The organism is Aquitalea sp. S1-19 (assembly GCF_024343515.1).
In genome coordinates, this window is record NZ_RJTZ01000016.1 from 1 (window position 1) to 23855 (window position 23855).

Annotated in this window: 22 protein-coding genes; 10 read left to right on the forward strand and 12 right to left on the reverse strand. The window is 59.5% G+C overall.

The window, feature by feature from the left end; genetic code table 11:
* Positions 1-113 precede the first annotated feature (113 nt).
* A complete protein-coding gene (gene ddaH, locus EGI20_RS04050; protein ID WP_498629843.1) occupies positions 114-875 on the reverse strand; it encodes a dimethylargininase in 762 nt (253 codons plus the stop codon).
* Positions 876-1160: 285 nt separating this feature from the next.
* Here ddaH and EGI20_RS04055 point away from each other — a divergent pair, with 285 nt between their 5' ends.
* Both EGI20_RS04055 and EGI20_RS04060 read left to right on the forward strand, forming a co-directional pair.
* Positions 1161-2510, forward strand: a complete 1350-nt coding sequence (locus tag EGI20_RS04055) for a sigma-54 interaction domain-containing protein (protein ID WP_498629845.1) — start codon at positions 1161-1163, stop codon at positions 2508-2510.
* Positions 2511-3110: 600 nt separating this feature from the next.
* Positions 3111-3710, forward strand: coding sequence for a DUF924 family protein (locus tag EGI20_RS04060; RefSeq protein ID WP_498629847.1), 600 nt, complete (start codon positions 3111-3113; stop codon positions 3708-3710).
* 110 nt (positions 3711-3820) lie between these two features.
* On the opposite strand, the gene EGI20_RS04065 is transcribed toward EGI20_RS04060, so the two are convergent.
* Both EGI20_RS04065 and EGI20_RS04070 read right to left on the reverse strand, forming a co-directional pair.
* Entirely contained in the window at positions 3821-4333 is a 513-nt protein-coding gene (locus tag EGI20_RS04065; protein WP_498629849.1) for a hypothetical protein, read from the reverse strand.
* A 667-nt stretch (positions 4334-5000) separates the two neighbouring features.
* Positions 5001-6281, reverse strand: coding sequence for a ferredoxin reductase family protein (locus EGI20_RS04070; protein ID WP_498629851.1), 1281 nt, complete (start codon positions 6279-6281; stop codon positions 5001-5003).
* 250 nt (positions 6282-6531) lie between these two features.
* Between EGI20_RS04070 and EGI20_RS04075 the strand changes: the two genes are divergently transcribed.
* The gene (locus tag EGI20_RS04075) at positions 6532-7329 is read left to right on the forward strand and encodes a SprT-like domain-containing protein (protein WP_498629853.1); all 798 of its coding nucleotides are present in this window, start codon (positions 6532-6534) and stop codon (positions 7327-7329) included.
* A gap of 6 nt (positions 7330-7335) precedes the next feature.
* On the opposite strand, the gene EGI20_RS04080 is transcribed toward EGI20_RS04075, so the two are convergent.
* The 3 genes from EGI20_RS04080 to EGI20_RS04090 form a co-directional block, all read right to left on the reverse strand.
* Complete coding sequence (locus EGI20_RS04080) at positions 7336-7791, reverse strand: hypothetical protein (protein WP_498629855.1); 456 nt, start codon at positions 7789-7791, stop codon at positions 7336-7338.
* A gap of 123 nt (positions 7792-7914) precedes the next feature.
* Positions 7915-8988: a calcium:cation antiporter gene (locus tag EGI20_RS04085; RefSeq protein WP_498629857.1), complete on the reverse strand. Its 1074-nt coding sequence runs from the start codon at positions 8986-8988 to the stop codon at positions 7915-7917.
* 181 nt (positions 8989-9169) lie between these two features.
* Positions 9170-11071: a B12-binding domain-containing radical SAM protein gene (locus EGI20_RS04090; protein WP_498629912.1), complete on the reverse strand. Its 1902-nt coding sequence runs from the start codon at positions 11069-11071 to the stop codon at positions 9170-9172.
* 181 nt (positions 11072-11252) lie between these two features.
* On the opposite strand from EGI20_RS04090, the gene EGI20_RS04095 reads away from it, so the two are divergent.
* The 3 genes from EGI20_RS04095 to EGI20_RS04105 are packed head-to-tail and all read left to right on the forward strand — an operon-like array spanning position 11253 to position 13635.
* The gene (locus tag EGI20_RS04095) at positions 11253-12365 is read left to right on the forward strand and encodes an S-(hydroxymethyl)glutathione dehydrogenase/class III alcohol dehydrogenase (protein WP_498629859.1); all 1113 of its coding nucleotides are present in this window, start codon (positions 11253-11255) and stop codon (positions 12363-12365) included.
* Positions 12366-12394: 29 nt separating this feature from the next.
* Complete coding sequence (gene fghA, locus EGI20_RS04100) at positions 12395-13222, forward strand: S-formylglutathione hydrolase (protein ID WP_498629914.1); 828 nt, start codon at positions 12395-12397, stop codon at positions 13220-13222.
* Positions 13219-13635 carry a PACE efflux transporter gene (locus EGI20_RS04105; RefSeq protein ID WP_498629861.1) on the forward strand — a complete coding sequence of 139 codons (417 nt, stop codon included), beginning with the start codon at positions 13219-13221 and terminating at the stop codon, positions 13633-13635. Before fghA ends, EGI20_RS04105 begins: the two co-directional genes overlap by 4 nt.
* A 27-nt stretch (positions 13636-13662) precedes the next feature.
* Here EGI20_RS04105 and EGI20_RS04110 read toward each other — a convergent pair whose 3' ends face one another.
* The 3 genes from EGI20_RS04110 to EGI20_RS04120 all read right to left on the reverse strand — a co-directional run bounded on the left by EGI20_RS04110 (position 13663) and on the right by EGI20_RS04120 (position 17155).
* Positions 13663-14982 carry an NCS2 family permease gene (locus tag EGI20_RS04110; protein WP_498629862.1) on the reverse strand — a complete coding sequence of 440 codons (1320 nt, stop codon included), beginning with the start codon at positions 14980-14982 and terminating at the stop codon, positions 13663-13665.
* Positions 14979-16112, reverse strand: coding sequence for an adenosine deaminase family protein (locus EGI20_RS04115; protein ID WP_498629864.1), 1134 nt, complete (start codon positions 16110-16112; stop codon positions 14979-14981). Before EGI20_RS04115 ends, EGI20_RS04110 begins: the two co-directional genes overlap by 4 nt.
* A gap of 149 nt (positions 16113-16261) precedes the next feature.
* On the reverse strand, positions 16262-17155 hold the full coding sequence (locus EGI20_RS04120; protein ID WP_498629866.1) for a DMT family transporter: 894 nt from the start codon (positions 17153-17155) through the stop codon (positions 16262-16264).
* Positions 17156-17242: 87 nt separating this feature from the next.
* Here EGI20_RS04120 and EGI20_RS04125 point away from each other — a divergent pair, with 87 nt between their 5' ends.
* A complete protein-coding gene (locus tag EGI20_RS04125) occupies positions 17243-18151 on the forward strand; it encodes a LysR family transcriptional regulator (RefSeq protein ID WP_498629867.1) in 909 nt (302 codons plus the stop codon).
* Here the strand turns inward: EGI20_RS04125 and EGI20_RS04130 are convergent.
* Positions 18083-19063: a LysR family transcriptional regulator gene (locus tag EGI20_RS04130; RefSeq protein ID WP_498629869.1), complete on the reverse strand. Its 981-nt coding sequence runs from the start codon at positions 19061-19063 to the stop codon at positions 18083-18085. The genes EGI20_RS04125 and EGI20_RS04130 overlap by 69 nt on opposite strands.
* A gap of 162 nt (positions 19064-19225) precedes the next feature.
* Complete coding sequence (locus EGI20_RS04135; protein WP_268890998.1) at positions 19226-19351, reverse strand: hypothetical protein; 126 nt, start codon at positions 19349-19351, stop codon at positions 19226-19228.
* Between the two features lie 241 nt (positions 19352-19592).
* Between EGI20_RS04135 and EGI20_RS04140 the strand changes: the two genes are divergently transcribed.
* The 3 genes from EGI20_RS04140 to EGI20_RS04150 all read left to right on the forward strand — a co-directional run bounded on the left by EGI20_RS04140 (position 19593) and on the right by EGI20_RS04150 (position 23000).
* Entirely contained in the window at positions 19593-20306 is a 714-nt protein-coding gene (locus tag EGI20_RS04140; RefSeq protein ID WP_498629871.1) for a phosphatase PAP2 family protein, read from the forward strand.
* Between the two features lie 66 nt (positions 20307-20372).
* Entirely contained in the window at positions 20373-21452 is a 1080-nt protein-coding gene (locus EGI20_RS04145; RefSeq protein WP_498629873.1) for a glycosyltransferase family 2 protein, read from the forward strand.
* 6 nt (positions 21453-21458) lie between these two features.
* Positions 21459-23000 (forward strand): PIG-L deacetylase family protein, encoded by a 1542-nt coding sequence (locus EGI20_RS04150; protein WP_498629875.1) that lies wholly within the window; start codon positions 21459-21461, stop codon positions 22998-23000.
* On the opposite strand, the gene EGI20_RS04155 is transcribed toward EGI20_RS04150, so the two are convergent.
* Positions 22997-23635: an NAD(P)H-binding protein gene (locus EGI20_RS04155; RefSeq protein ID WP_498629877.1), complete on the reverse strand. Its 639-nt coding sequence runs from the start codon at positions 23633-23635 to the stop codon at positions 22997-22999. The two genes, EGI20_RS04150 and EGI20_RS04155, sit on opposite strands and share 4 nt — an antisense overlap.
* Between the last annotated feature and the right edge of the window lie 220 nt (positions 23636-23855).

A 23855-nucleotide genomic window follows, 5' to 3' on the forward strand; every position in this document is an offset into this window, starting at 1 on the left:
CACCACGCCCAGCTTCTTGTCTTGTGTCTGAGACATAGGGATTCTTTCTTGAAGACTAAAAAACAGCCGCGACGCGAGTGCGCAGCGGCTGCCTGCCAGTGCCTTGCCAGGGCTCAGAAGCGTAGCGACATGCAGCTGACACCGCCGTCAACCTTACGGTATTCCGAGGTATCAACCTCGATCACCTCGTAGCCGAGCGCGGCGATCTTGGCGGCGGTCTTCGGGTAGCCGGAAGGCATGATCACCTTGCCGTTGACCCAGATGCAGTTGGCGGCGTAGATCTCGTCTTCCGGCAGCTCGATAATGTTGTACTTCTGGAATTCGGGCTTGGTCAGGAACTCGCCGGCGCACATCAGGTTGTTGTTCTCCAGATAGGCAAGCCCGGTCTTCAGGTGCAGCACCTCGTCCATGGAAACGACAGAACCGGTCATGCCGTACTTTTCCAGAATGGCGATCAGCTGGCGCGCGCCCTCGGCATTGGTACGGGCCGAGTTGCCGATATAGTAGTGGTTGCCGACCATCATCACGTCGCCTGCGTCCAGCGTGCCCGGCTCGACAATGCGCTCGACGTTCTTGTAGAAGCGGGCAAGGATGGGCGCCATCAGTTCGGCTTCACCGCGGCGGCTGTCGGCACCCGGGCGGGTGACGATACCGCAATGCGGCGTGCACAGGGCCGGATCTTCAACGAACACCGAATCCGGAAACTCTTCGGCCGGCGGCAGGATGGTGATGTCGACACCGCAAGTCTGCAACGCACGGATATAGGTGTTGTGCTGCTCGATCGCCTTTTCATAGATCGGCTTGCCGAGGTCAGAAGCAGACAGGCCATCAACCAGAGCGCGGCAAGGGGTACGGGCGATGATGTGCTTGAACATGGTGTGAGTCCTCAAGATAAAAGTAGGTGCTAGTTAAAAATCGTTCACACCTGGGTTTTAGCGAGAAGCGTGCCAACTATTGCCGGCATCTTGCAATTTTTTGCCCCAAATCGGCGGCAAAACGCCATGAAACCACCCACAAAACGGCAGTTCATGGCCATAAAACGAAGTGCAAAACGATGAATATGTCGTAAAATCGACAGACGTCGAAAAACGGACAAGCGCCCATCCCTGCTGTGGCGATGCCCCGCCCCCGATGCGTCGAAAATCCGACAAGGAAGCGCAATGGAAGAGATCCAGTGGCTGGTGCTGAGCATGAAAGAGCTGCTCGACACCCTGAACCAGCCTGTCACCATGGTCGACCGCAGCGGCCACTTCGTGTACTACAACCGCGCCAGCGCGCGCATGGACGGCGTGGACCCGGCCAATATCCTCGGCCGCCACATTCTCGATGTCAGCCCGTGGCTGAAAACCGAAGACAGCACCTTGCTGCGCTGCCTGTCGCAGCACAGCCGCTTTGTCGACCACTATCAGGCCTATCACGGCAGCGACGGCCGCCAGTTGCACTACCTGCATTCGGCCATGCCGCTGTTCGGCCGCAGCGGTGACGTGATCGGCGCCATCGAGATCGGCCGCACCGTAGACAACCAGCCATCGGACAATAACGACCCCAGCCCGGTGCCCGACATCGTCGGCCACGACGCGCGGCTACGCCTGCAGATCGACGCCATCGACATCTACGGCCATAGCGAACTGCCGGTACTGATCTATGGCGAAACCGGCACCGGCAAGGAGCTGTTCGCGCGCCGCGCCCATGCCAAAAGCCCGCGCGCACGCGCGCCCATGCTGTGCCTGAACTGTGCGGCGATACCGGAAAACCTGCTGGAAAGCACCCTGTTCGGCACCACCCGTGGCGCGTTTACCGGTGCCGAAAACAAGAAGGGACTGTTTGCGCTGGCCGATGGCGGCACGCTGCTTCTGGATGAAATCAACTCCATGCCGATCGCGCTGCAAAGCAAGCTGCTGCGCGTGTTGCAGGACGGCAGCTTCCAGCCGCTGGGCAGCCAGCAGCCGCTGCGCGCCAATGTGCGCCTGATCGCGGCGCTCAACCAGCGCCCGCTGGATGCCATCGCCGCCGGCCGCCTGCGCGAAGACCTGTATTACCGCCTCAACGTCGGCTACATCTTTATCCCGCCGCTACGCGAACGCCGTGGCGACATCGCCCTGCTCGCCCGCCGTTTTGTCGACAAGCACGCCGCCAGCCTCAACCCGGCCATCACCACCTTGTCGGATGCAGCCATCGCCACGCTGGAAGCGCAGGCCTGGCCTGGCAATGTGCGCGAACTGGAAAACGTGATCCGCCGCAGCTTGCTGCTGGATAAAAGCGGCAGCACGCTAAACACCATCGCGCTGATGCACGACAGCGCACCGGCCGCCGTAGCGGCCCAGCCCCCCGATACGGCACCGGCAGGCAGCGGCCCGCTCAAGGCGCGTCTGGCGGCACAGGAGCGCCACATCATTGCCCAGGCACTGGCCGCCAACGGCAACAGGCTGGCCGCCACCGCCCGCGAGCTGGGTCTGCCGCGCACCACGCTGATCTCGCGCATGGCAAGGCTGGGGCTGACAGACATTTAAAAGCTCATATCCCCGTTACGAACGGGCACCGATGGGTGTGGGCTTTGTGTCCGCTACGCGGACGCTTTTTACTTGCCGCTTCCGCTGACCGAGCGCGGCAAGCGCAGCGGCGCGAGGGAATATGAACTGGGATGGGAGGCTGGCGTATGAGCTGGCGGCATGGCCAATAATAAAGCGATGCCCCACACAAGTTGGGGTTTACGCCATGCGATGCGCGCTATCAGTGCGTCAGCCACCCATCCCCGTTAGGCTCGCGCCGGTGCAAAAGACGCTGGCGAGGTCTTAAGCTGGCCCTTGTTCGAGCGATTTGACGGTAGCAAATACCCCGCTGAGCGAATCAAAGATTCGCACGCATGGAGTTGGCTAGCGCCTCGCCAGTGCCTTTTGCGCCGGGGTTTCACGAGACTTCGGGGGCGTTTGGGATGCAAGGGGCTTGTCGCCACAAGCCCCTGCCCGTTCGCCGCGCGGAAGCGGCAAGTAAAAACACGTCCGCGCAGCGGACACAAAGTCCAAAACCTATCTACGCCAACTCGTAACTGGGACATAGCCAATAATAAGTAGCAACCCGCAACTACGGCATCGCCCGCAAGAAAGGTCATCATGGAAACCCAAGACAGCCTGCTCGCCTTCTGGTTCGGCGAGTCAGACGACGACGCCCAGACCGCCGCCACACAGGCCGCGCTATGGTGGGGCAAAAATCCGGACACCGACGCGGCCATACGCCAGCGTTTCGCACCGCTGCTGCCGGCTGCGCGCAAGGGCGAATTAAACCACTGGTGCGCATCCCCCAAAGGAACGCTGGCGCTGATCCTGCTGACCGACCAGATCCCGCGCAATAGCTATCGCGGCACAGCCAACGCCTTCGCGTTTGACGACATCGCACTGGCCTTGTGCCGGCAAGGCCTGGCCGCAGGGCAAGACCGAGCGCTCAGGCCGGTAGAGCGCGTCTTCTTCTATCTGCCGCTGGAACACGCAGAAGACCCGGCACATCAGGCGCACAGCGTGCAGCTGTTTCGCGAACTGGCCGATGCAATGCCCACCGCACAGCAAGCCGTGTTCGAATCCTTTGCCGACTATGCGCTGCGCCATCAGGCGGTGATCACCCGCTTCGGCCGCTTTCCGCACCGCAACGCGATACTGGGGCGCACATCAAGCGCGGAAGAGACCGCATTTCTCGCCCAGCCCGGCTCGTCGTTCTAGCGGCTATTAACGTGGTGCATAAGCAGCACACCTAACGTGGAATTCAGCGGTAAGCCAAAGCGCAGCTTTGGCGAGTCCGCTGGAATGCCGGGTTAGGCGATTGATGTGGATTAAGTAGCATCGCCATGGAACCGCAAATATTTAGACATTGCTGTTTCGATTTTCTTAATTGATGCATCAAAGTCTGCAAGTGCTGCACTCGCATCAAGAGCCATCTTTGAGAGGAGCTCGGGATCACCAGCTAGACTGCTTCCACTTGCCTTGAGGCCAATGACTTTGAAAGAGTCTGAGTGAATTTTTTCGAGCATCTCAAAAATCTTCGATTCATCGGAAAACAAAAACTGAGACTCACGGCACGACCGAATGAACGCACGCTGTACTTCTTTGAACTCTTCACTTCGGTCACCCGGAGGGAGGGCTGATAGTTCTTGGAAGAACGTAATTGTGTTGGAGTAAACCTCAAAACGCCTGTTGTACAAATCTAGCCTTAATTTGTTCTGATTCGTTTTCCATTGTTGATATGCGACAAATGCGACAAAAGTTGCAATTACGCTTGTGACGAACGGTGGCCCAATCGCAACTACATAGTCGAACAATTCGGGGCAAATTGATGTGCAGGTCATGATGGTGTCTAACGTGAAATGTACACCTGCTCAGGTGCATATCTGGCTGGCGCGTGTGCATAAGCAGGCACACACCAATATTTACATTTATTTTTCAAATACTTGGGCGTACATGCACCCGATAGCACACATTCAGACGGGACGGCGGTGCGGCACTGACTGACGGTACTGCGTGATCGGTTCTAGGTAAGAGCTGCAGGCTACCCAGCAGATGATAACATGCAAATTGGATTACTGATTTCACACATCCACCCTCTGCGCCAGATCGGGCAGTCGAGCTTACGGTATTCCGCCCCATCTGGCGAAGGCAGGCTGCCGGTACCGCCAGCAGCATAAGCAAGCCGATGCCACCAGCCCATCCGCCAGCCACCCTTCCCCGTCAGGCTCGCGCCGGTGAAAAAGACGCTGGCGAGGTCTTAAGCTGGCCCTTGTTTGAGCGATTTGACGGTAGCAAATCGCGAGTTGGCCAGCGCCTCGCCAGCGCCTTTTACACCGGGGTTTCGCGAGACTTCGGGGGCGCCGGGGATGCAAGGGGCCGGGCGCGTCCGGCCCCTGCCCGTCCGCCGCGCGGAAGCGGCAAACTAAAAAAAGTCCGCGTAGCGGACTCCACACAAAAGCCCCAGCACGCAGCTGGGGCTTACCGCCAGCCCATACGCCAGCCACCCCCTCAACGCATGCTGAAAGCCTCTCGATGAAATACCGGCGCATGCTGGCGTGCCGCCAGGCCGCGCGCCAAGGCATCACCCATGCCTGCCGGCCCGCAAAACCACACCGCATCGACCTCGGGCAACATCGCCACATCCAGCCTTGCACCCTGATCGCTCTCTATCAGGTGCAGCTTCACGCCTGAGCGCAGGCAGGCGGCGCGCACCTCGTCCAGTGCGGCAGCTTCGGCGCTATTGCGGACGCAGTAATAGAAATCCACTGGCACCCCCTCGCCGGTTTTATTGCGCGCCTCCAGCCATGCCAGAAACGGGGTGATGCCGATGCCGCCGGCGACCCAGGCCTGACGCGTGCTGCCGGCGTGATCAAAGCAACCATACGGCCCTTCCACCTCAAGACTGTCCCCGGCCTTGAGAATGGACGGGAGGGTGGCGGTGTAATCCCCCAGCGCCTTGATGATGAAGCGCAGCTCGCCGCCCTGACGCTCAGCGCTGGCAATGGTGAACGGGTGCGCGCCTTCGCCGGCATCAAAGCTCACCAGTGCAAACTGGCCGGCTTTATGGCCGGGCCAGCCGGCAACGCTGCAGCAGACTTCCAGCGACTGGCCGGGCAAGGCGTGTACCGCCGTGATATGGCCGTTGTAGCGGCGCGAACGGCCGATGCGGCCAAACAACGACCACAGCGCGCTCAGCGTCGTGAACAGCAGCAATAGCGCCAGCAAAGCGCCGGCCGGGGTCAGCCACAAGGCCTTGTCGGCCAGCATCAGGCCGTGAAAGACGCCGGCCAGCGCAATCGGTGCAAACAGCTTGTGCGATGGGCGCCAAATGCGATAAGGCAGGGCCCGCAACAGCGCCAGCAGCACCATGCCCAGCATCAGCCAGGCGGCCCACTCCCCCATGTCCTTGGCCAGACTGACCAAGGGGTCGCGCGCCCCGCCACCACCGGCACGGCGGATTTTTGGCTCTGCCCATTGCATGGCCACAAACAGCTTGGGGGACAGTTCGATCAGCCAGTGCGCCCCCAGTAGCAGGCCCGAGGCGATACCGAAGCGTTTGTGCTGGGCGTAGAGTTTGTCCAGCCCGCCCATCGCGCGCTCCAGCCACATCGGACGCATGGCCAGCAACATGGAGCCGGCCATCACCGCCAGCAGCATCACGCCGCTGAGCAGCCGCAATTGCGAACGCCACGCCCAATAATCGGCAGGCCAGCCGTGCGCCCATACGCTGCAGACGCCATACAGCAGGAAAGACACGAGAAGAATGAGGGTCAGTGGGCGCTTGAGCATGGTCGGCTTTCATCGAGACTGGATGCTTTCATTAGATCATGCCCACGCAGAAAATTGACTATGGCATGGGCTGCGCTTTGTTGCTGAATGTTGGTATGCGCCGCCAGCTTCACACTTATTAACATGTAGACGGCAAACAGGCGGGCCAGGCGGATGCCGGCATGGACAAAGCCCATGGCTGCGTCGACAATACCGCCCCTGTTCCCGGCGCAAGCGGGACCCTTTGCCTATGGATGAAAGGAATACCCGCATGGCCAGCCCCAGCACGCCCAGCCTCGAACTTTACGGCGCATTGCAACGCGCGTTCGACCACTTCAATGCCACACTGTTTGCCGGCGAGTTGCCGCCGTGCATGATCACGCTGCGCGCGCAGCGCACCCGCTACGGCCACCACCAGCATGCGCGCTTTGTCAGCCGCGATGGCGCTTCGCTGGACGAGCTGGCGCTCAACCCCGGCTATTTTGCCCTGCGTCCGGTCGAAACTGTGCTGTCGACGCTGGCGCACGAGATGGTGCATCACTGGCAGGAAAACAAGGGATCGGTTACGCCGTCCAACCACCACAACCGCGAGTGGGCCGAGAAAATGAAGGAAGTCGGGCTGATGCCCAGCACCACCGGTGCGCCCGGCGGCGAAGAATCCGGCTCGCGCGTCAGCCACTACATTATCGAGGGCGGGCCGTTTGCCAAGGCATGCCAGGTGCTGCTGGACCAAGGCTTTGTCCTGCCGGTGTACGACAGGCACGCGCCCGAGCCGCCGGAGCGCGTACTGGCGCGCAGCATGGTGAGTTTCAACGAGAATGCGCCGCCCGCGCCGGACGGCATGAACGATATCGAGCCTTACCGGCCGGAGCCGGCTGCGGCCTTGAACGAGGCACCGATGGAAGCGGCCGAGGCGCAGGGCAAGCCGCTGCCCATCGTGGCCCCGCCCCCGCCGCGCCCCAGCAACCGCTCGCGTCTGGCCTGCCCGCAGTGCGGCGCCAGCGCGTGGATCTCCAAGGAAGTGGTGCTGATCTGCGGCAGTTGCGCGGTGCCGCTGGAAGCGGTGTAAAACGGTTCAGCTGCCGGCTGGTGGCGTCTTGCGCTCCAGCCGGTCTTCCAGCTCGCCGATGCAGGCGGCGATGCCGTTGCCGGATTCTTCGATGCGCTGGCCCAGCTCGGCTTTCAGGGTCACGTTCTGCGCGGCCAGCTTGGTCAGTTCGGCCTCCAAAAAGGCGCGCAGCTCGCTGAAACGCGAAGCCTCGGCCTTGTCGGCCAGCTCGCGGTTGGCCTGCAGCTCGCGCGCATGGCGGCGGCCATCCATCAGCACCGAGCCTTGCAGATAGACGATGTAGACCAGAAACAGCACCGCCAGCAGCACCATCAGCCCCAGCATCACCAGGCCCAGCGATGCCTGGATATCCATGAAGCCCAGCGACAGCGTGCTGGGCGCCATCACCACCGCCCAGTTCAGCGCCACAAACACCGCGATCAGGCCCGCCACCACCAGCAATAACAGCGTACGCAATTGCATATCACCCCCCAATCATTAAAACAAAGCCTAGCTGCCGCTAGCCATGCGTTACAAACAAACAGCTTAGCAGCCACTCAAGCTGAAACCGGCACAGCGGTGCAACTACAGACCGATGCTCTGCCCTTACGGCGAAATGGCGAAAAACAGGAAGGTGGCAAACAGCACCAGATGCACGACGCCCTGCAGGATGGTGGTTTTTCCGGTCGCAAGGCTCATGGAGCCAACCAGTAAAGTCAGCCCCAGCAGCACGGTTTCCTTCATTTCCAGGCCCAGCACCAAAGGCCGGCCGGTCATGACGAAAATCAGGGCCACGGCTGGAATGGTCAGCCCGATCGACGCCAGCCCCGAACCCAGGGCCAGATTCAAACTGGTCTGCAAGCGGTTGGCACGGGCGGCACGGGTAGCCGCCAGCGCTTCGGGCAGCAATACCATGGCGGCGATGATAATACCGACCACCGCTTGCGGCGCCCCCATCACACCGACCATCTGTTCGATAGAGGGCGACAGCACTTTCGCCAGACCGACCACGGCGACCAGCGACACCAACAGCAAGCCGGCACTCCAGCATGCGACCTTGTTGCCGGTGGCTGCGTGTGTACCCTCGTTGCTGGCTTCATCCAGAAAATAGTCGCGGTGGCGCACCGTCTGGACAAAGACGAAAGCGCCATACAACACCAGCGAGACCACGCCGGTAAAGGCCAGCTGTTTGGATGACAGCATATGCCCCGCTTCGCTCAGGCCGTAATTGGGCAGCACCAGGGTCAGCACCGCCATCGAGGTCAATACCGCCATTGCGGCACTCACGCCCTGCTGCTGATACTCCTGCTCGCCATGACGCAGGCCGCCCAGCAACAGACACAGGCCGACAATGCCGTTGCAGATAATCATGATGGCCGAGAAGACCGTATCGCGTGCCAGCGCCAGCTTGTCCTCGCCGCCGGACAGCATCATGGACAGGATCAGCGCGACTTCGATAATGGTCACCGCCAGCGCCAGCACCAGCGTACCGAAAGGCTCGCCGATGCGGTGTGCAATCACCTCGGCGTGATGGACGGCAGCAAAAACCGCACCGCCCAGACACACGGCCACAGCGGCCAGAAACCAGGCAGAGCTGACGCCGCTAAAAGCGACCCCGAGCAACACACAGGCCAGTAGCGGGAAAATCCAGCTCCAGCGCGGAAGTTGGTGAGCAGACATTGCGGCCCCTTTTATCAAAAATTCGTCATATGCTAACGGATATCATCATACCAGATGACAACGTGCACCTGATTCCGGTCTGCCCATCGCCCAAAGGCTCAACTGCAGCCACCATCAGCATAGAGCGCCCCAGACCCGCAACCTAGCCCAGCATTGAGGCAATGCTGGGGCTAACAGAAACTCAGCCCAGCGCCCGCGCGACAAAATGCTTAGGCACGCGGGTCTTGGGCACGCGTACACCAAACCAGCGCCGCACTTCCCAGTCGAGGCCAATGCCGTGCATATAGTTGTACAGCGCCTTGGTCAGCGCCTCGCCCATCAGCGCGTGATCGGTACCGGTCGGGTCGGTAAAGCCGACATCGTTCTTGGCGAAGCTCACCTCGGGCAATGGAATCAGCTTGATGCCGTACTCTTCCGGATGCTGGCCTACCGGCGAGTGCACAGTGCAGGCAAAGCGGTGGAAGAAGCCGGACTGGATGCAGCCGGCCTCAAACAGCTGGCGCACATACTCCAGCGCGTCCACCGTGTCCTGCACCGTCTGGGTCGGGAAGCCGTACATCAGATAGGCATGCACCAGAATGCCGGCCTCGGTAAAGTCGCGCGTCACCCGCGCCACCTGCTCGACCGACACGCCCTTTTTCATCAGTTTCAGCAGGCGGTCGGAAGCCACCTCCAGCCCGCCGGAAATGGCGATGCAACCGCTTTGTGCCAACAGCTGGCATAGCTCGGGCGTGAACGATTTTTCGAAGCGGATATTGCCCCACCAGGTAATCGCCACCTTGCGTTTCAACAGTTCCAGCGCCAGCGCCTTGAGCATCTTGGGCGGCGCAGCTTCGTCGACAAAATGAAAACCGCTCTGCCCGGTCTCGGCAATGATGGCCTCGATGCGGTCGACCAAGAGTTCGGCCGAGGCGGTTTCATAGCGCGAGATATAGTCGAGCGAGACATCGCAGAAGCTGCACTTTTTCCAGTAGCAACCATGTGCCACCGTCAGCTTGTTCCAGCGCCCGTCCGACCACAGCCGGTGCATGGGGTTGAGCATGTCCAGCAGGCTTAAATACTTGCGTATCGGCAAGCCGTCCCAGGTCGGCGTGCCCACATCGGCAAACGGCACATCCGGCTCGGGGAAATTCACATAGCGCACGCGGCTCTCGTCACGCACAAAGGTGCGCACCAGACGCTCACGCGAACGCTGGCCAGCCACATGGTCAAGCAGCGCCAAGAGCGGGCGCTCGCCATCGTCCAGCGTGACAAAGTCGAAGTAATCGAATACGCGCGGCTCTTTAAGTTCGCGCAGTTCGGTATTGACGAAGCCGCCACCCAGCACCGTCTTGATCGCCGGATTGATGCTTTTAATGGTCTGCGCGATGCGGAACGCCGCATACACCGAGCCGGGGACCGGCACCGACAGCAGCACCACATCCGGCTGATGGCGCTCCAGCGCGTCGCGGGTCAGGCGCGCGAGCACATCGTCCACCAGCGTAGGCGCACCGGCCAGGGCGCGGGCCAAGGGCTCGAATGTGGGCTGGCTCATCGCCAGACGTTCGGCGTAGCGCACAAATTCGAAGCGCTCGTCGGCAGCATCGCGCAGCACATCGGCCAGATCATCCAGATACAGGGTCGCGTAATGGCGCGCACGATCGGTACTGCCCAAGGCGCCAAAGGCCCAGGTCAGCGGGTCTTCATCCGGATACTCGGGGTCGATATAGGCATTGATCGTGGCAAAGCGCTGCCCTTCGGGCAAGAAGCTGCGACTGGCGATGCGGTGGGCGATGGTCGGGTCGCTGCCCTGCAAAAAGGCCAGCGCCGGCGCGATGGTCGCATCGTAGGCGTCGTACTGCTCCAGAAAATGCCGCACCTGCGCGCTGCGTTTTTTCGCCGGCAGCTTCTGTGCCGCATCGCGCAAGGCGGCCAGCCCCGGGCGCGAAAACAGCGCCAGCACCAATGCCAGCGCCAGATCCTCCTGCACGGCAGCAAAGCCCTGCTGGCGCAAAAAGCCGGTGAGATAGGCGGTGGACGGGTACGGGGTATTGAGCTGGGTCATCGGCGGGATGATGGACAGCACGCGCGGGCGGTTCGGCATATCGTTCAAGGCAGGCTTCAGTTTGTGGCGCGGCAACACCGCAAGGGCGGCAATTTTAGCGCCTGACGCGCCGGAACGCGAAGGAATCCTCAGCTAATGACAATGATGGCTGGCACTGGCCACAAGTCATGCTTTAAGACTAGGATGTTGGCCACCAGCCTTTACATCAAGGAAGACCCTCATGATCAAGTCGCGTGCCGCTATTGCCTGGGCAGCCCAACGCCCGCTGGAAATCGAACTGGTGGATGTGGAAGGCCCCAAAGCCGGGGAGGTGCTGCTGCGCATGGTGGCCAGCGGCGTGTGCCACACCGATGCCTACACCCTGTCCGGCGCCGACCCGGAGGGTATTGTCCCCGCCATTCTGGGGCATGAGGGCGGCGCCATCGTCGAAGAAGTCGGTGCCGGTGTCACCTCGGTCAAGCCGGGCGACCATGTGATTCCGCTGTATACCCCCGAATGCGGCCAGTGCAAATACTGCCTGTCGGGCAAGACCAATCTGTGCCAGGCGATACGCGCAACCCAGGGCAAGGGCCTGATGCCGGACGGCAGCAGCCGCTTTTCGCTGCACGGCAAGCCCATCTACCACTATATGGGCACCTCGACCTTCTCCGAATATACGGTGCTGCCGGAAATCGCCGTCGCCAAAATCAACAAGGCCGCACCGCTGGAGAAAGTGTGCCTGCTGGGCTGCGGCGTCACCACCGGCATGGGGGCGGTGCTCAATACCGCCAAGGTTGAAGCCGGCGCCACCGTCGCCATCTTCGGGCTGGGCGGCATCGGCCTGTCAGCCATCATAGGCGCGGTCATGGCCGGCGCCAGCCGCATCATCGCCATAGATGTCAACCCGTCCAAGTTCGAGATCGCCAGACAATTGGGCGCCACCGACACCATCAACCCGCTGGACTTCGATAGGCCGATACAGGAGGTGATCGTCGACATGACCGACGGCGGCGTCGACTACTCGTTCGAATGCATAGGCAACGTCAAGGTGATGCGCTCGGCGCTGGAATGCTGCCACAAGGGCTGGGGTGAATCGGTAATCATCGGTGTCGCCGGTGCCGGCGAGGAAATCGCCACCCGCCCGTTCCAACTGGTGACCGGCCGCGTCTGGCGCGGTTCGGCCTTTGGCGGCGTACGCGGGCGCAGCGAGCTGCCCGACTATGTCGAGCGCTATTTGAAGGGCGAGTTCGAGCTGGATACCTTTATCACCCATACCATGGGTCTGGAAGACATCAACACCGCCTTCGATCTGATGCACGAGGGAAAAAGCATACGCTCGGTGATCCATTTCTGATGCCATCAAGGATAGAGATGAATACCCAACTGAACATGCTCGCCAACCAGCGCTGCTTTGACGGCAGCCAGCAACGCTGGCGTCACCCATCCAGCACGCTGGGCTGCGAGATGACGTTTTCCATCTATCTGCCACCCGGCGCCGGCCCCCATACTCCGGTGCTGTACTGGCTGTCCGGCCTGACCTGCAACGATGAAAATTTCGTGCAAAAGGCCGGCGCCCAGCGCATGGCCGCCAGACTTGGCCTCGCCATCGTCTGCCCCGACACCAGCCCGCGCGGCGATCAGGTGCCGGATGATGGCGGCTGGGATCTGGGGCAAGGCGCCGGCTTTTACCTCAATGCCAGCGCCCGGCCCTGGCAGTCGCACTACCACATGCACGACTATGTGGTGCACGAGTTGCCGGCACTGATATCCAGCCACTTCAAGCTGAGTAAAAGGAAATCCATCAGCGGCCACTCCATGGGCGGGCATGGCGCGCTGGTTTGTGCGCTGCGCAATCCCGGCCACTACCACTCGGTGTCAGCCTTCGCCCCCATCTGCCACCCCATGGACTGCCCGTGGGGCATCAAGGCCTTCAGCGCCTATCTGGGAGCAGACAGGGACAGCTGGCGGGCATGGGATGCGTGCGAACTGATGGCACAGGCGAGCGAGCGCCTGCCGCTATTGATCGATCAGGGCGAGGCGGACGATTTTCTGGCCCAGCAGCTGCAACCGACTGCCCTGCTTGCCGCCGCTGGCAAGGCCGGCACTCCGCTGACGCTACGCATGCAGCGCGGCTACGATCACAGCTACTTTTTTATCGCCAGCTTTATCGACGAACATCTGGCATTTCACGCCCAGGCCTTGCAGCCATGAGCTATTGGGAGCGCTGCCTGCACGCCATCCTGTTTGAAGCCATTGCGCTTGCCATGCTGATTCCGGCGACCAGCTGGATCATGGGCGAAAACCACAGCCTGATGAGCGTGGTCATGATCTCGGTCTCGCTCACCGCGATGGCGTGGAATGTTGTCTTCAACTACGTTTTCGACCGACTGGTGCCGGGCGATCGCATCACGCGCAAGCTGCCGATACGCATTGTGCACAGCATCAGCTTCGAAGCCGGCCTGCTGCTGGTCTCGGTGCCGCTGGTGGCCTGGCTGATGAAGTGCAGCCTGTGGCAGGCCTTCTTGCTGGACGCGGGCACGGCGCTATTTTTCCTCGTGTATGCGCTGGCATTCAACTGGCTGTACGACAGCCTGCGCGCACGCTGGCAGCAGCAGCCGGCCTAGCCGGTACCGGCTGCCGGCCAGCGGCTGTTAATGCTGCGCCACGATATAGAAGTAGTAAATCATCAGCAGCGCAATCAGATACACCGACCAGTGATCCTCGCGCCAGCGCCCGGCTGCCACTTTCAGGAAGGCATACACCAGCATGGCCGCCGCGATACCGTTGCCGGCATTGAAGCTGAAGATGCTGATGGCGACACAGACAAAGGCCGGCAGGTATTCGGTGACATCATCGAAATCCACCTTGCGAATCGACCCCATCATGCTGATGCCGATAAACATCAGCACCGGTGCGGTCGCCGCCGCCGGGATCATGCCCGCCAGCGGCGCGACAAACAACGTCAGCGCAAAGCACAACGCCGTCACCACCGCGGTAAAACCAGTGCGCCCGCCCGCCTGCACCCCGGCCGAACTCTCGACATAGGTGGTCAGCACCGGGCAGGAGAAAAATGCGCCCAGGGTGGTGGCACAGGAGTCGACATGGAAATTGCGGTCTATGCCCGGCAGATTGCCATCCTTGTCCAGATAGCCCGCCTGCGCCCCCACCCCGAGCAAGGTGCCCAGAGTCGAGAAAAAGTCGGGAATGAAAAAAGCCAGCAAAAAGGGCAGATAGGCCGGACTTAACGCCGCCATCACATCCATATCGAAAGCCAGCGCGCTGAAGTCGGCCGGCAGCGAGATCAGGCTATCCGGCACGCGCGCCAGACCCAAGGGGATGGCCAGCGCGGTAATCAGCGCAATGGCGAGAATGATGCCGCCGCGCACCTTGCGCGTGGTCAGCCACAGCACCAGAAAAAATCCGGCGATAGCCAATAGCGTAGGCGGCGCCAGCAAGTCGCCGAACACCAGCACGTTCTTCCTGGCATCGGCCACGATAATGCCGGCCTGCTTGAAGCCCAGCAGCGCGATAAACAGGCCGATACCGACCCCGACCGAGACCTTGACCCCGTGCGGAATCACCCGCACCACGAAATCGCGCACGCCGAGGAAGGAAACCAGCATGAACAGCACGCCGCTGACCAGCACAATGCCGTTGGCTACCGGCAGCGGCACACCGCTGCCCAGCAGGGTAAACGAGAAGATCGCCACGCTGCCCAGCCCCGGCCCCAGCACAAAGGGACGGTTGGTATAGATGCCCATCGCCAGCGTGGTGACCACCGTCATCAGGATGGTCACGGTCAGCGCCGCATCGAACGGCAACCCGCCCTTGGCCAGCATGCCCGGCACCACCGCCACCATATACGCCATGGTGGCAAAGGTGGTCAGCCCGGCGATGATTTCCTGACGGAAGCCGGTCGCGTTTTCGGCAAAGCCAAACCAGTGTGCGATACGTTGACGGGTAGCGTTCATGCGCCCTCTCCTTGTATTGGGTCGATTGCCCGCGGGCGGTAACGGATCAGCTGTTCGGCCGGAATGACAGGCTCGGCCTGCAGGCGGGCACGCAGCGCATCAAACTCGGCCAGCCACGCGGATGCACACGCGGCCTTGTCCGCCTCGTTCATCCAGCTGGCACGCACAGCCAGCGCCAGCATATGGCGCAGGCTGTCCAGATCGAAGCCGAACTCCTCCACCATCACCCGGTAGCAATTGGCGGCATCGGTATCGTGGATGTGCCAGTCGTCGGTGCCCGGGATAATCGACAGGCCCAGCCTGGCCATCTGGCGGATAGGGTGCTGCTCGCGCCACTGGCGCGCATCCGGCCATTGGCGGTAATAAAAGGTATTGGAAGGAATCACGGTAAACGGGATGCCCGAAGCGGCATAGCGCGCCGCCAGCGCGGGATTGTCGACAATGGTGTAGCCGTGGTCGATGCGGTCCAGCCCGATCAGCTCGACGCCGGTTTCGACATTGCGCCAGTGCAGGCCAAATTCTGAACAATGGGCGGTCAGCTTCAGCCCGCCTTGTTGCGCCAGACGATAGGCCTTCCAGAACTGCTCGATCGGCGCATTACCCTCGCGATAATCGATGCCTATACCCGGCACACCCGGATGCGGATGGGCGAGCATGGCCTCGACCATCGCCACCGCCTCTTCCGGCGATTTTTCACGGTTGATGGACGGAATCAGGCGGATCACCAGCCCCAGTTCAGCCCGAACCTGGTCAATCGCCGACAGCAGCGCCGCCGTCACCACCTCGTAAGCCAGCTCGGTATCGGACGGATTCCAGAAGGTTTCCAGATAGCGCACACCGCAAGCGTGGGCATCGGCGGCCACCTCGCGCAATACGCGCACATAGTCGTCGGGCTCGCGCATCAGGCGGTACAGCAAGGTCAGCGCATCGATACCGCCCCGGCTTTCGCCGGTTTCGGCCTGATGGGCGCGGTAATAACACTTGGCTTCGCGCTCGCTCAGGGCGACACCATATTTGCGTGCCAGATCCAGCATGGTCGCCAGACGCACACCGCCTAGCAGGTGATAGTGCAGTTCGACTTTGGGAAAGGCCCGGTAAAAATCGGCCAGCGTCAGCAAGGAGGGATTCATGGTCTGCGGTGAGGATGGACGACGAAGGCAATTGTCCGGATCACACAGGCGATGTGAAGTGCCAAAAACGGTATGACCATGCCGGATCGGCATCACCATGCTCTTCCACAAGCCTTGCCAGACAACAGCCAGTCTGCCGTAAAAAACGCCTACCCCTCCTGCACGGCAGGCCTGGCACTGTCATCCGGCCTGGCCTTTGCCTTGCCGGTCAGCGACACCCATAAAGTCGCCATAAAGATCAATCCGCCACCGATAGCACCCTGAAGCGACAGGGTTTCACCCAACATGGCAGTCGCAAACAAAGCGCCAAACAAGGGCTCGCTTCCTGTCAGCACCACCACCCGGGAGGGGCTGCAACGGCGCACCGCCCAATTCTGGACAAAGAAGGCAAACAAAGTACAGAACAGAACCAGGTAAGCCAGTGCCAGCCAGAATCCCGGATTGACAGGCAAGGCCGGCAAAGGCTGGCCCTCCCACCACCACAGCAAGGCGCACAAGCTGGCGGCGACACCGGTCTGCAAACCGGTCGCCGCCAGCGAAGACAAACGACTGCCAGACAGCAGGCGCTGACTGAGGCAGACCATCAGTGCGCGCAAGATGGCGGCGGCCAGCATCCACGCGTCCCCGGCGCCGAATCCCAGCCCGCCACCGACCAGCAGGAACGTGCCCAGACAACAGACCAGCGCCGCCAAGGCCATGCCGGCATCCGGCTTGCGCCGCGTAAAAGCCCACTCAAGCCAAGGCGTCAGCACAATACACAGGCTAATCAGGAAGGCCGCATTGGCAGCACTGGTCAGCGCGACCCCCTTGGTCTCGCATACAAAGATCGCCCACAGCAATACCCCCAGCGGCAAGCCCGCCTGCAGGCAATCACGGCGGTCTTTTTTCAGCGCCGACCAAAGCGCAGGCGCCAACAGCAGGAAAGTGAGCGCGAATCTGAGGGTCAGAAAACCCAGCAGCGGAAACCATAACAAGGCCTGTTTGGTGACGCCATAACTCGTCCCCCACACCAGCGCCAACATCAGCAACAAGATTTCAGCCATTACCGCCTCCCATTTAAATTCAAATGGGATTATCTGCGTGTGCCATTTGGATGATAATCAGCATCTCCGGAACAGGATTGATTCCCCATGAACAACAGTCAGCTGAACGAATCCCTGCCCGACATGGCTGTTTTCGTGCGTGTCGTCGATTGCGCCAGTTTTTCCGGAGCGGCACGGACACTGAATCTGACGCCATCGGCCGTCAGCCGTATGATTGGCCGCCTGGAACAGGCATTGGGCATGCGACTGCTGGAACGCACCACCCGCCAATTGCGCTTGAGTGAACACGGCAAAGAAATCTACATGCTGTGCAAAGAAATGCTGGCCTCGGCGCAAGCCGCCGTTGATCTGGCACAACAGACTGCGGCACAGCCAGCCGGCACGCTGCGCGTCAGTGCACCCAAGGCCTTCGGCCGACGGGTACTTCACCCGCTGGTGAGCGGATTCTTGCAACGCTTCCCCCAGGTCAGACTGCAACTGCTGCTGCAGGACGCCAGCCCGCACCCGGTCAAGGATGAAATTGATCTGATGCTGCTTATCAGTGATACGCCGCCCGAAGCGATGGTCGCGCGGCCCCTGATGCAGGTCAGGCAACAACTGTGTGCCTCAAGCGCATATCTGGCTGAGCATGGCGAACCCAGACACCCGCTGGAACTGGCCAAGCACGCCTGCCTGCTGCTGGCCGAGATGCCCGGCGACAATAGCTGGACGTTACGCAAGGGCGAGGAGGAAGTCAGCGTGGCAGTAACAGGGCCTTATGCCTGCAATCACAGCGAAGTCAGGCTGGAGGCCATGCTGGACGGGATGGGCATTACCTGCCTGCCATCCTTTATTGCGCATGAAGCGCTGCAATCCGGCGCCGCGCAGGCCATCTTGCCGCAATGGGCGTTTAGCGGCCCGTATCAGGGCACGGTCTGGCTGATGAATTTACCCAACCGGCGGCTGCCACCCAAATGCCGTGTTTTTATCGACTACCTGACAAACGCCCTCGCCTGAGCTCTCATACCATGGCGCCAGCAGACGCCAGCCGCTGGCAAGGCGGGTTTCCAGATGCTGCCAGAAAGTTTCGGCCGCGGCGGCCAGACGGCCTTGCTGACGATACAGCCGTACCTGATACGGCACATGCAGGCATTCCGGTGCGACGGGGCACAGCGTGCCGGCAGCAAGCTGGGGACGAATCAGCGCATCCGGCAACCAGGCCACCCCCTCGCCGCGCAGCGCCATCTCGGCCAGCAGCTGGCACATCGAGGTTTCGAATACCGGGCACAGGCTGAGCGCCGCATCGACATTGTGCCGGTGCAACAAGCGGGCACTATAGGCATCGGCGCTGTAGCGCAGATAGGGAACCTGTTCTTCACGGGGATTGAAAGCCGCCTGGCCATCGGCACCGGGCGCCGACACCAGCAGAAAATCGCCGCCCCCCAGCAACAGGCTGCGATAAGGCGGCTTGAGCAATGCCAGCACATCAAAGGCCAGCACGAAATCACAACGCCCCTCGGTCAGCGCGGCCTCGGCTTCATCCACCCGCATGATATCGACGGCAAAACCGTCACCGGACGGTGCCGCATCCGGCGGAGAAATCAAATCCAGCAGCAGGGGTGAAGCCAGTGCATGCGGCGAGGCGATACGGATGGGGTGAAACAGGGCAGGATCGGCCCCGTTCAGTGCATCCAGCCCCTGCTCCAGCTGCATCACCAGCGAGCGCGCCAGGCTGTGAAACTGCCGGCCGGCAGCCGTCAGGCTGATTGGCGTCGTTGTGCGATCGACCAGTTGCTGCCCGACGGCCTGCTCCAGCGCCTGGATATGGCGGCCAAAGGCCGGCTGGGTAATATGACGCAGGGCAGCCGCACGCGAAAAATGCCGTACCTCGGCCAGTACCAGAAAATCCTGCAGCCATTTGGTTTCCATGCACCCGCTCCCGATAACAAGGGCGTGAGTGTAAGCAGATTCAGCCAATAAAGCACCGTTGACAAAACGGCGTAAAAGACAGAAGCCATGCTGGCTTCCGGCTACTCCCGGGCAGGCATGGCTTCAACTGGCAAGGGCCGCGCGTGGCGCGCGGTACGCGGTTTAACGCGGAATGATAGGCGCGATACTCAAGGGATGCTTCTTGATCGCCTTGGCCGCTTTCTTTTCTTTGGCGGTCATCGCCGCCGGCTTTTTGGCTTCCTTGGTGCTCTGTCTGATCTTGCCCATGATGCTGCTCCTTATAAGCGCCCACAAATGCAGGTGCTGACCGAGTATAGGCTGATGGGACAGGATCAGCCGGATAAGGCACCATAAAGCTGCGGGCCAAACAAGGCTTTGCTCAGACCGCCACGCTGCTTGCCATTACGCTAAAACCAGTTTTTGACATAGCGCAAAAGAAACCTACACTGAAATGAAATATTTCTAAAACAGCTTTCAAAATCGAGCCCCATCCAGAGGGGGTCTGAACATGTCTGTCGCCGTCCCTTTCACCATGATCTCTCTGGACAACCGCATCGTCATCGGCCTGAACCAGTTCATGCACAGATGGCCACAGCTCGACAGCCTGCTCGCATGGGCCATGGATGCGGCGATTATCAAGTTCCTGCCTATGGTGCTGGTGATTTGCTGGCTCTGGTTCTCGGACACTCCCGAGCAGTTGCCAAGACGAAATATTCTGCTCACAGGCCTGCTAACCAGCCTTGCCACACTATTCATCGCAAGGTTCATGGCCTTGCTGTTGCCCTTCCGGGCCCGGCCATACACCAACCCCGACCTGCATTTTGTAACGATAACGGAAGGTGCGTTGCGCACCTGGAGTTCGTTCCCGAGTGACCATGCCGTGCTGGCTTTTGCCTTGGCCACCACGATCTACCGCATTTCCCCTAGGCTGGGCACCTGGGCCTTCCTGCACGCGACCGTGTTTATCTGCCTGCCGCGACTGTATCTGGGCATGCATTATCCGTCCGACCTCGCGGTCGGTGCCCTGATCGGGGTGTTGCTGGTATTGCTCACCATCAGGATTCCAGCCAGCAAAGCTGCAAGCGGTGCGCTATTAAAAATAGAACGCCACTGGCCACAATGGTTTTACGCGACAGGGTTTTTAATACTGTTCGAAATTTCGGAAATGTTTGACAGCCTGCGTCAGGTTGCTGGTTCGATATTCCACATGCTGAGACAGTAACTATTGCAGGCCATAACACGCATCAAATACCAATATAAAATTTTCGGTATATATATATATATATATATGAACAAAACACTATCTATTTCGGTAATCGTGACGGCCTACAACGTAGCGCAATACATCGGCCGCTGCATCCAGTCCATTCTGGAGCAAGATTTATCCGACTTTGAGCTCATCATAATCAACGATGGCTCCACGGATGATACACGACACATTATACAAAAACATGCAGGGACTGACTCACGCACAAAAATAATCACGCAGGAAAATAGCGGCGTATCAAACGCCAGAAACAGAGGCATTCGCCTGGCGCAAGGCGACTATATATTGCATATAGATGGAGATGATTGGCTAGACAAAAATGCATTAAAAAAACTACAAGAAATAGCCATCCAATTTAAGCCAGACATAATCGTTACCGACTTTTATATGAACTATCCGGATGGAAAAGAATTTTATATATCACAAACAATATGCACATCCACCGAACAACGATTTCGCGATGTGTTATCACTACAATGCGATACCCTACCACCCACGCGCCTTTACCGCCGAAACCTGCTCATACAACACGGGATCAACTACCCAGAATACATACGGAGCGCTGAAGATTTTTGTGTAGACCTGCAAGCGTTTTTTTACGCTGAAAATGTAATAAAAATGGACCATGCATTCTATCATTATTACCAGCGCAATAGCAGCATCAGCCATTCACCTGAAAAATACGCCTACGATATCATTTTGTCTTATCATTTTGCCAAATCATTCCTTAGCAAAAACAATATAGCGCCTGACGAATATGCAGCTGATATCCAGTACTACGAATTTGCCAAGGCATTTACAAGCCTTCTATCCGCCAGAGGAAATGAAGAATGGCATCGTCGCGAATTCGATAAAATTCGCCACAATATAAAGCACTACAAATCCAACCCAAGAATAAACACACTCATCGCCACCATGCCGATAAGAAAAAAAATTCTAATATCGGTCTATAGCTTCAGCTATTTAGCAGGAAGATTTACAAAATTTATATTCAACACAACAAAAAACCATAAATTCAGGAAATCAAAAAACTATCCTGACCAACTACCTCCGTCTTCTAGTTACCGAGTAATGGCAACCGATACAGAAAATAATATATAGGATCATATGGAAAACATCGATATATTGCCATTTATTCCATTCAAAAACCCAAACTTTACACTGAAAGCAGATAATAGCCTGCATGATTTTTTCTCTCGTGTGCAAGCAAAATTCACGGAAGAAGAAGCCCGTGTCTGGCAGGCCATCGATGGTCAAACGGATAATGCCAGCCTTGAAGCCCGTCACCCCGGAGCACTCGCCTGCATCCAGCGCTTTCATGCACAAGGCTGGTGCGAATGTGTCGAGCCACACTTTCCCCAAACACGCCGCACGGTGCTGGTGATTGAGCCGCATATGGATGATGCCGCCTTCAGCGTAGGCGGCCTGATGTGGTCAAGACGGATGCATTGCCGCTTTACCGTTTTGTCCATGGTGGGCATCAGCAACTACACAGCGGGACTGGGCTTTACCCCACCGCAACTGAATGGCAAGAACGAAGTCACCGCCTTACGCAAGGCGGAGTCCGCCCTGATGGCCCGCTGTATTGGTGGCAGGCATGAAACACTGTCGATGGCGGATTCGCCCCTACGCTATCCAAATGCCCTCCATCACGATACTTGGCCCCCTGACTGGTTTACCCTCCATGCTCAGGCCATTTCGGCTCTCATCAGCCATCGTGCCGGCCAAAACGAATTCACTCAACTGGAGGGACTTATCGAAGCGGCACTGGACAGGTTCAGCTTTGCAGAGCTTTGGTTGCCACTGGGACTGGGGGGGCATAGCGACCACGAATTGACGCGAGACGTCTGGCTACAGGTGCTGCAACGCAAGCACCTGCAATGCACCGTCTATTTATACAACGATGTACCTTACGTCAACCGTGCTGCCGCACATCAAACCCAGATACTGGCCGCACTGAACCGGCAGCATGGCAAAACCGTCAGCGACACATATGCCATTGATGAGGCGATGGCGGGCAAGCTCCGCTTAAGCGCCATTTATCGCACGCAATTCCAGCCCGAAGAAATATGGCCACAGATCACACAAGCGGCTACTGACCGTACATCAGCCCTACCCCGTTTTCAGGAAACCCTGCACCAACTCATACGACTTCCTACTCCGCTTGACTGCAACCAGTTTTATTCGCGTAAGCATATTGTCGAAAGATTAGGAAACCGGCTTGAGCGATGGATACCCCCGCACCGGACAACAAAGCGGATCCGGCTTTTTGTCAGCATGCCATTTGGCCACTGGGCCGACGATATCAAACAGATCATGCAGGCGTTCCCCAAAGCCAGACTCGAAATTCAGCTTGTCTCCGACGCCAGCATCGAAGCCCAAGGTTATCAACATCCGAGGGCACACCTTATCCCTTGCAACAGCAAACTCCGCTTCGCCCTGAGCCTGCTTGCCGCCTTACTCAGCCCATGGCGAGGACCGGTACTGCTCATCGGCTCTGAACAGGTCAGCCGGATCACGCAATCAGGTCTGGCGGGCAGACTGTTGCAACACTCGCATTTCTTCGCGGCAGCGACGGCAAGCGATCTTGTTATCGCCTTGCTTGACCAGCAGCCGCGTTCAAGCACCGGACAGGCGGCGGCCATTTAGTCCGCCATCTCGGCCGACTCGACCACCCTCACCCCGGGTTTGGCTGCCAGCGCCGCAGCCAGCATGGCCGCTGCGACCTTGTCCACAGGGATGGCACGCCATTTTTTCGGCACGAAGCAAGCCAGATGCCGGTTCAGCCACAGGCCGATCTCTTCTGCCCGGCGTTGCTGCGGCCGCGGCCCGGCATCCAGCAGCGAGGGGCGCACGATGGTAAGCGAAGCAAAACCCAGCGCCCTCACGTCGCGTTCGGTCTCGCCCTTGGTCTTGAGATACAAGCCGTATGATTTTTCATCTGCGCCCAGTGAGGAATTGAGCACGAACGCAGGCGTTCCAGCGGCATAAGCCAAGCGCGCCGCCGCCAGCACATAATCGTGATCGACCCGGTAAAAGGCGGCAGCGGAACCGGCCTGCTTGCGTGTTGTTCCCAGCGCGCACAGGGCGGCATCGGCCTGCCACCATGGGGCGCTATCCGGCAAGGCGGCAAAATCAACGAGAGGATTATCCAGATGAGGATGCGGTGGTAACGCTCGCCGCGTCGGGGCAACCACACGGACAATACCGGGGTGAGCCAAGGCCTGCGCCAGCATCTGCTGGCCGACGGCGCCGCTGGCTCCCAGAATCAGAACAGTTTGCACAAAGGATCTTTCTGCAGACATCAGGACGGCCGTTTAAACGCCGTATCTTTAACTTATCAGACAAAAACTGCTTGACCCGCTACACACAAGCCGGTATAAACGCCGCAAGCAAGATTTCAAGCAGCAGACTCCAGCAGTTCATCATAGTCCCCCTTTTCTAGCGGCACTTCATTGTATTCCCGGTCTTCCTTGATGTTTACGTCCGGCAGCTTTGTCTGCA

Coding starts and splice junctions, on each gene's coding strand:
- EGI20_RS04110 (WP_498629862.1), bottom strand. CDS start 14,982: ATGAACGCTACCCGTCAACGTATCGCACACTGGTTTGGCTTTGCCGAA.
- EGI20_RS04105 (WP_498629861.1), top strand. CDS start 13,219: ATGAGCTATTGGGAGCGCTGCCTGCACGCCATCCTGTTTGAAGCCATT.
- EGI20_RS04125 (WP_498629867.1), top strand. CDS start 17,243: ATGAACAACAGTCAGCTGAACGAATCCCTGCCCGACATGGCTGTTTTC.
- ddaH (WP_498629843.1), bottom strand. CDS start 875: ATGTTCAAGCACATCATCGCCCGTACCCCTTGCCGCGCTCTGGTTGAT.
- EGI20_RS04115 (WP_498629864.1), bottom strand. CDS start 16,112: ATGAATCCCTCCTTGCTGACGCTGGCCGATTTTTACCGGGCCTTTCCC.
- EGI20_RS04140 (WP_498629871.1), top strand. CDS start 19,593: ATGTCTGTCGCCGTCCCTTTCACCATGATCTCTCTGGACAACCGCATC.
- EGI20_RS04060 (WP_498629847.1), top strand. CDS start 3,111: ATGGAAACCCAAGACAGCCTGCTCGCCTTCTGGTTCGGCGAGTCAGAC.
- EGI20_RS04095 (WP_498629859.1), top strand. CDS start 11,253: ATGATCAAGTCGCGTGCCGCTATTGCCTGGGCAGCCCAACGCCCGCTG.
- EGI20_RS04070 (WP_498629851.1), bottom strand. CDS start 6,281: ATGCTCAAGCGCCCACTGACCCTCATTCTTCTCGTGTCTTTCCTGCTG.
- EGI20_RS04080 (WP_498629855.1), bottom strand. CDS start 7,791: ATGCAATTGCGTACGCTGTTATTGCTGGTGGTGGCGGGCCTGATCGCG.
- EGI20_RS04145 (WP_498629873.1), top strand. CDS start 20,373: ATGAACAAAACACTATCTATTTCGGTAATCGTGACGGCCTACAACGTA.
- EGI20_RS04085 (WP_498629857.1), bottom strand. CDS start 8,988: ATGTCTGCTCACCAACTTCCGCGCTGGAGCTGGATTTTCCCGCTACTG.
- EGI20_RS04065 (WP_498629849.1), bottom strand. CDS start 4,333: ATGACCTGCACATCAATTTGCCCCGAATTGTTCGACTATGTAGTTGCG.
- EGI20_RS04120 (WP_498629866.1), bottom strand. CDS start 17,155: ATGGCTGAAATCTTGTTGCTGATGTTGGCGCTGGTGTGGGGGACGAGT.
- EGI20_RS04150 (WP_498629875.1), top strand. CDS start 21,459: ATGGAAAACATCGATATATTGCCATTTATTCCATTCAAAAACCCAAAC.
- EGI20_RS04055 (WP_498629845.1), top strand. CDS start 1,161: ATGGAAGAGATCCAGTGGCTGGTGCTGAGCATGAAAGAGCTGCTCGAC.
- EGI20_RS04075 (WP_498629853.1), top strand. CDS start 6,532: ATGGCCAGCCCCAGCACGCCCAGCCTCGAACTTTACGGCGCATTGCAA.
- EGI20_RS04130 (WP_498629869.1), bottom strand. CDS start 19,063: ATGGAAACCAAATGGCTGCAGGATTTTCTGGTACTGGCCGAGGTACGG.
- EGI20_RS04135 (WP_268890998.1), bottom strand. CDS start 19,351: ATGGGCAAGATCAGACAGAGCACCAAGGAAGCCAAAAAGCCGGCGGCG.
- EGI20_RS04090 (WP_498629912.1), bottom strand. CDS start 11,071: ATGCCGAACCGCCCGCGCGTGCTGTCCATCATCCCGCCGATGACCCAG.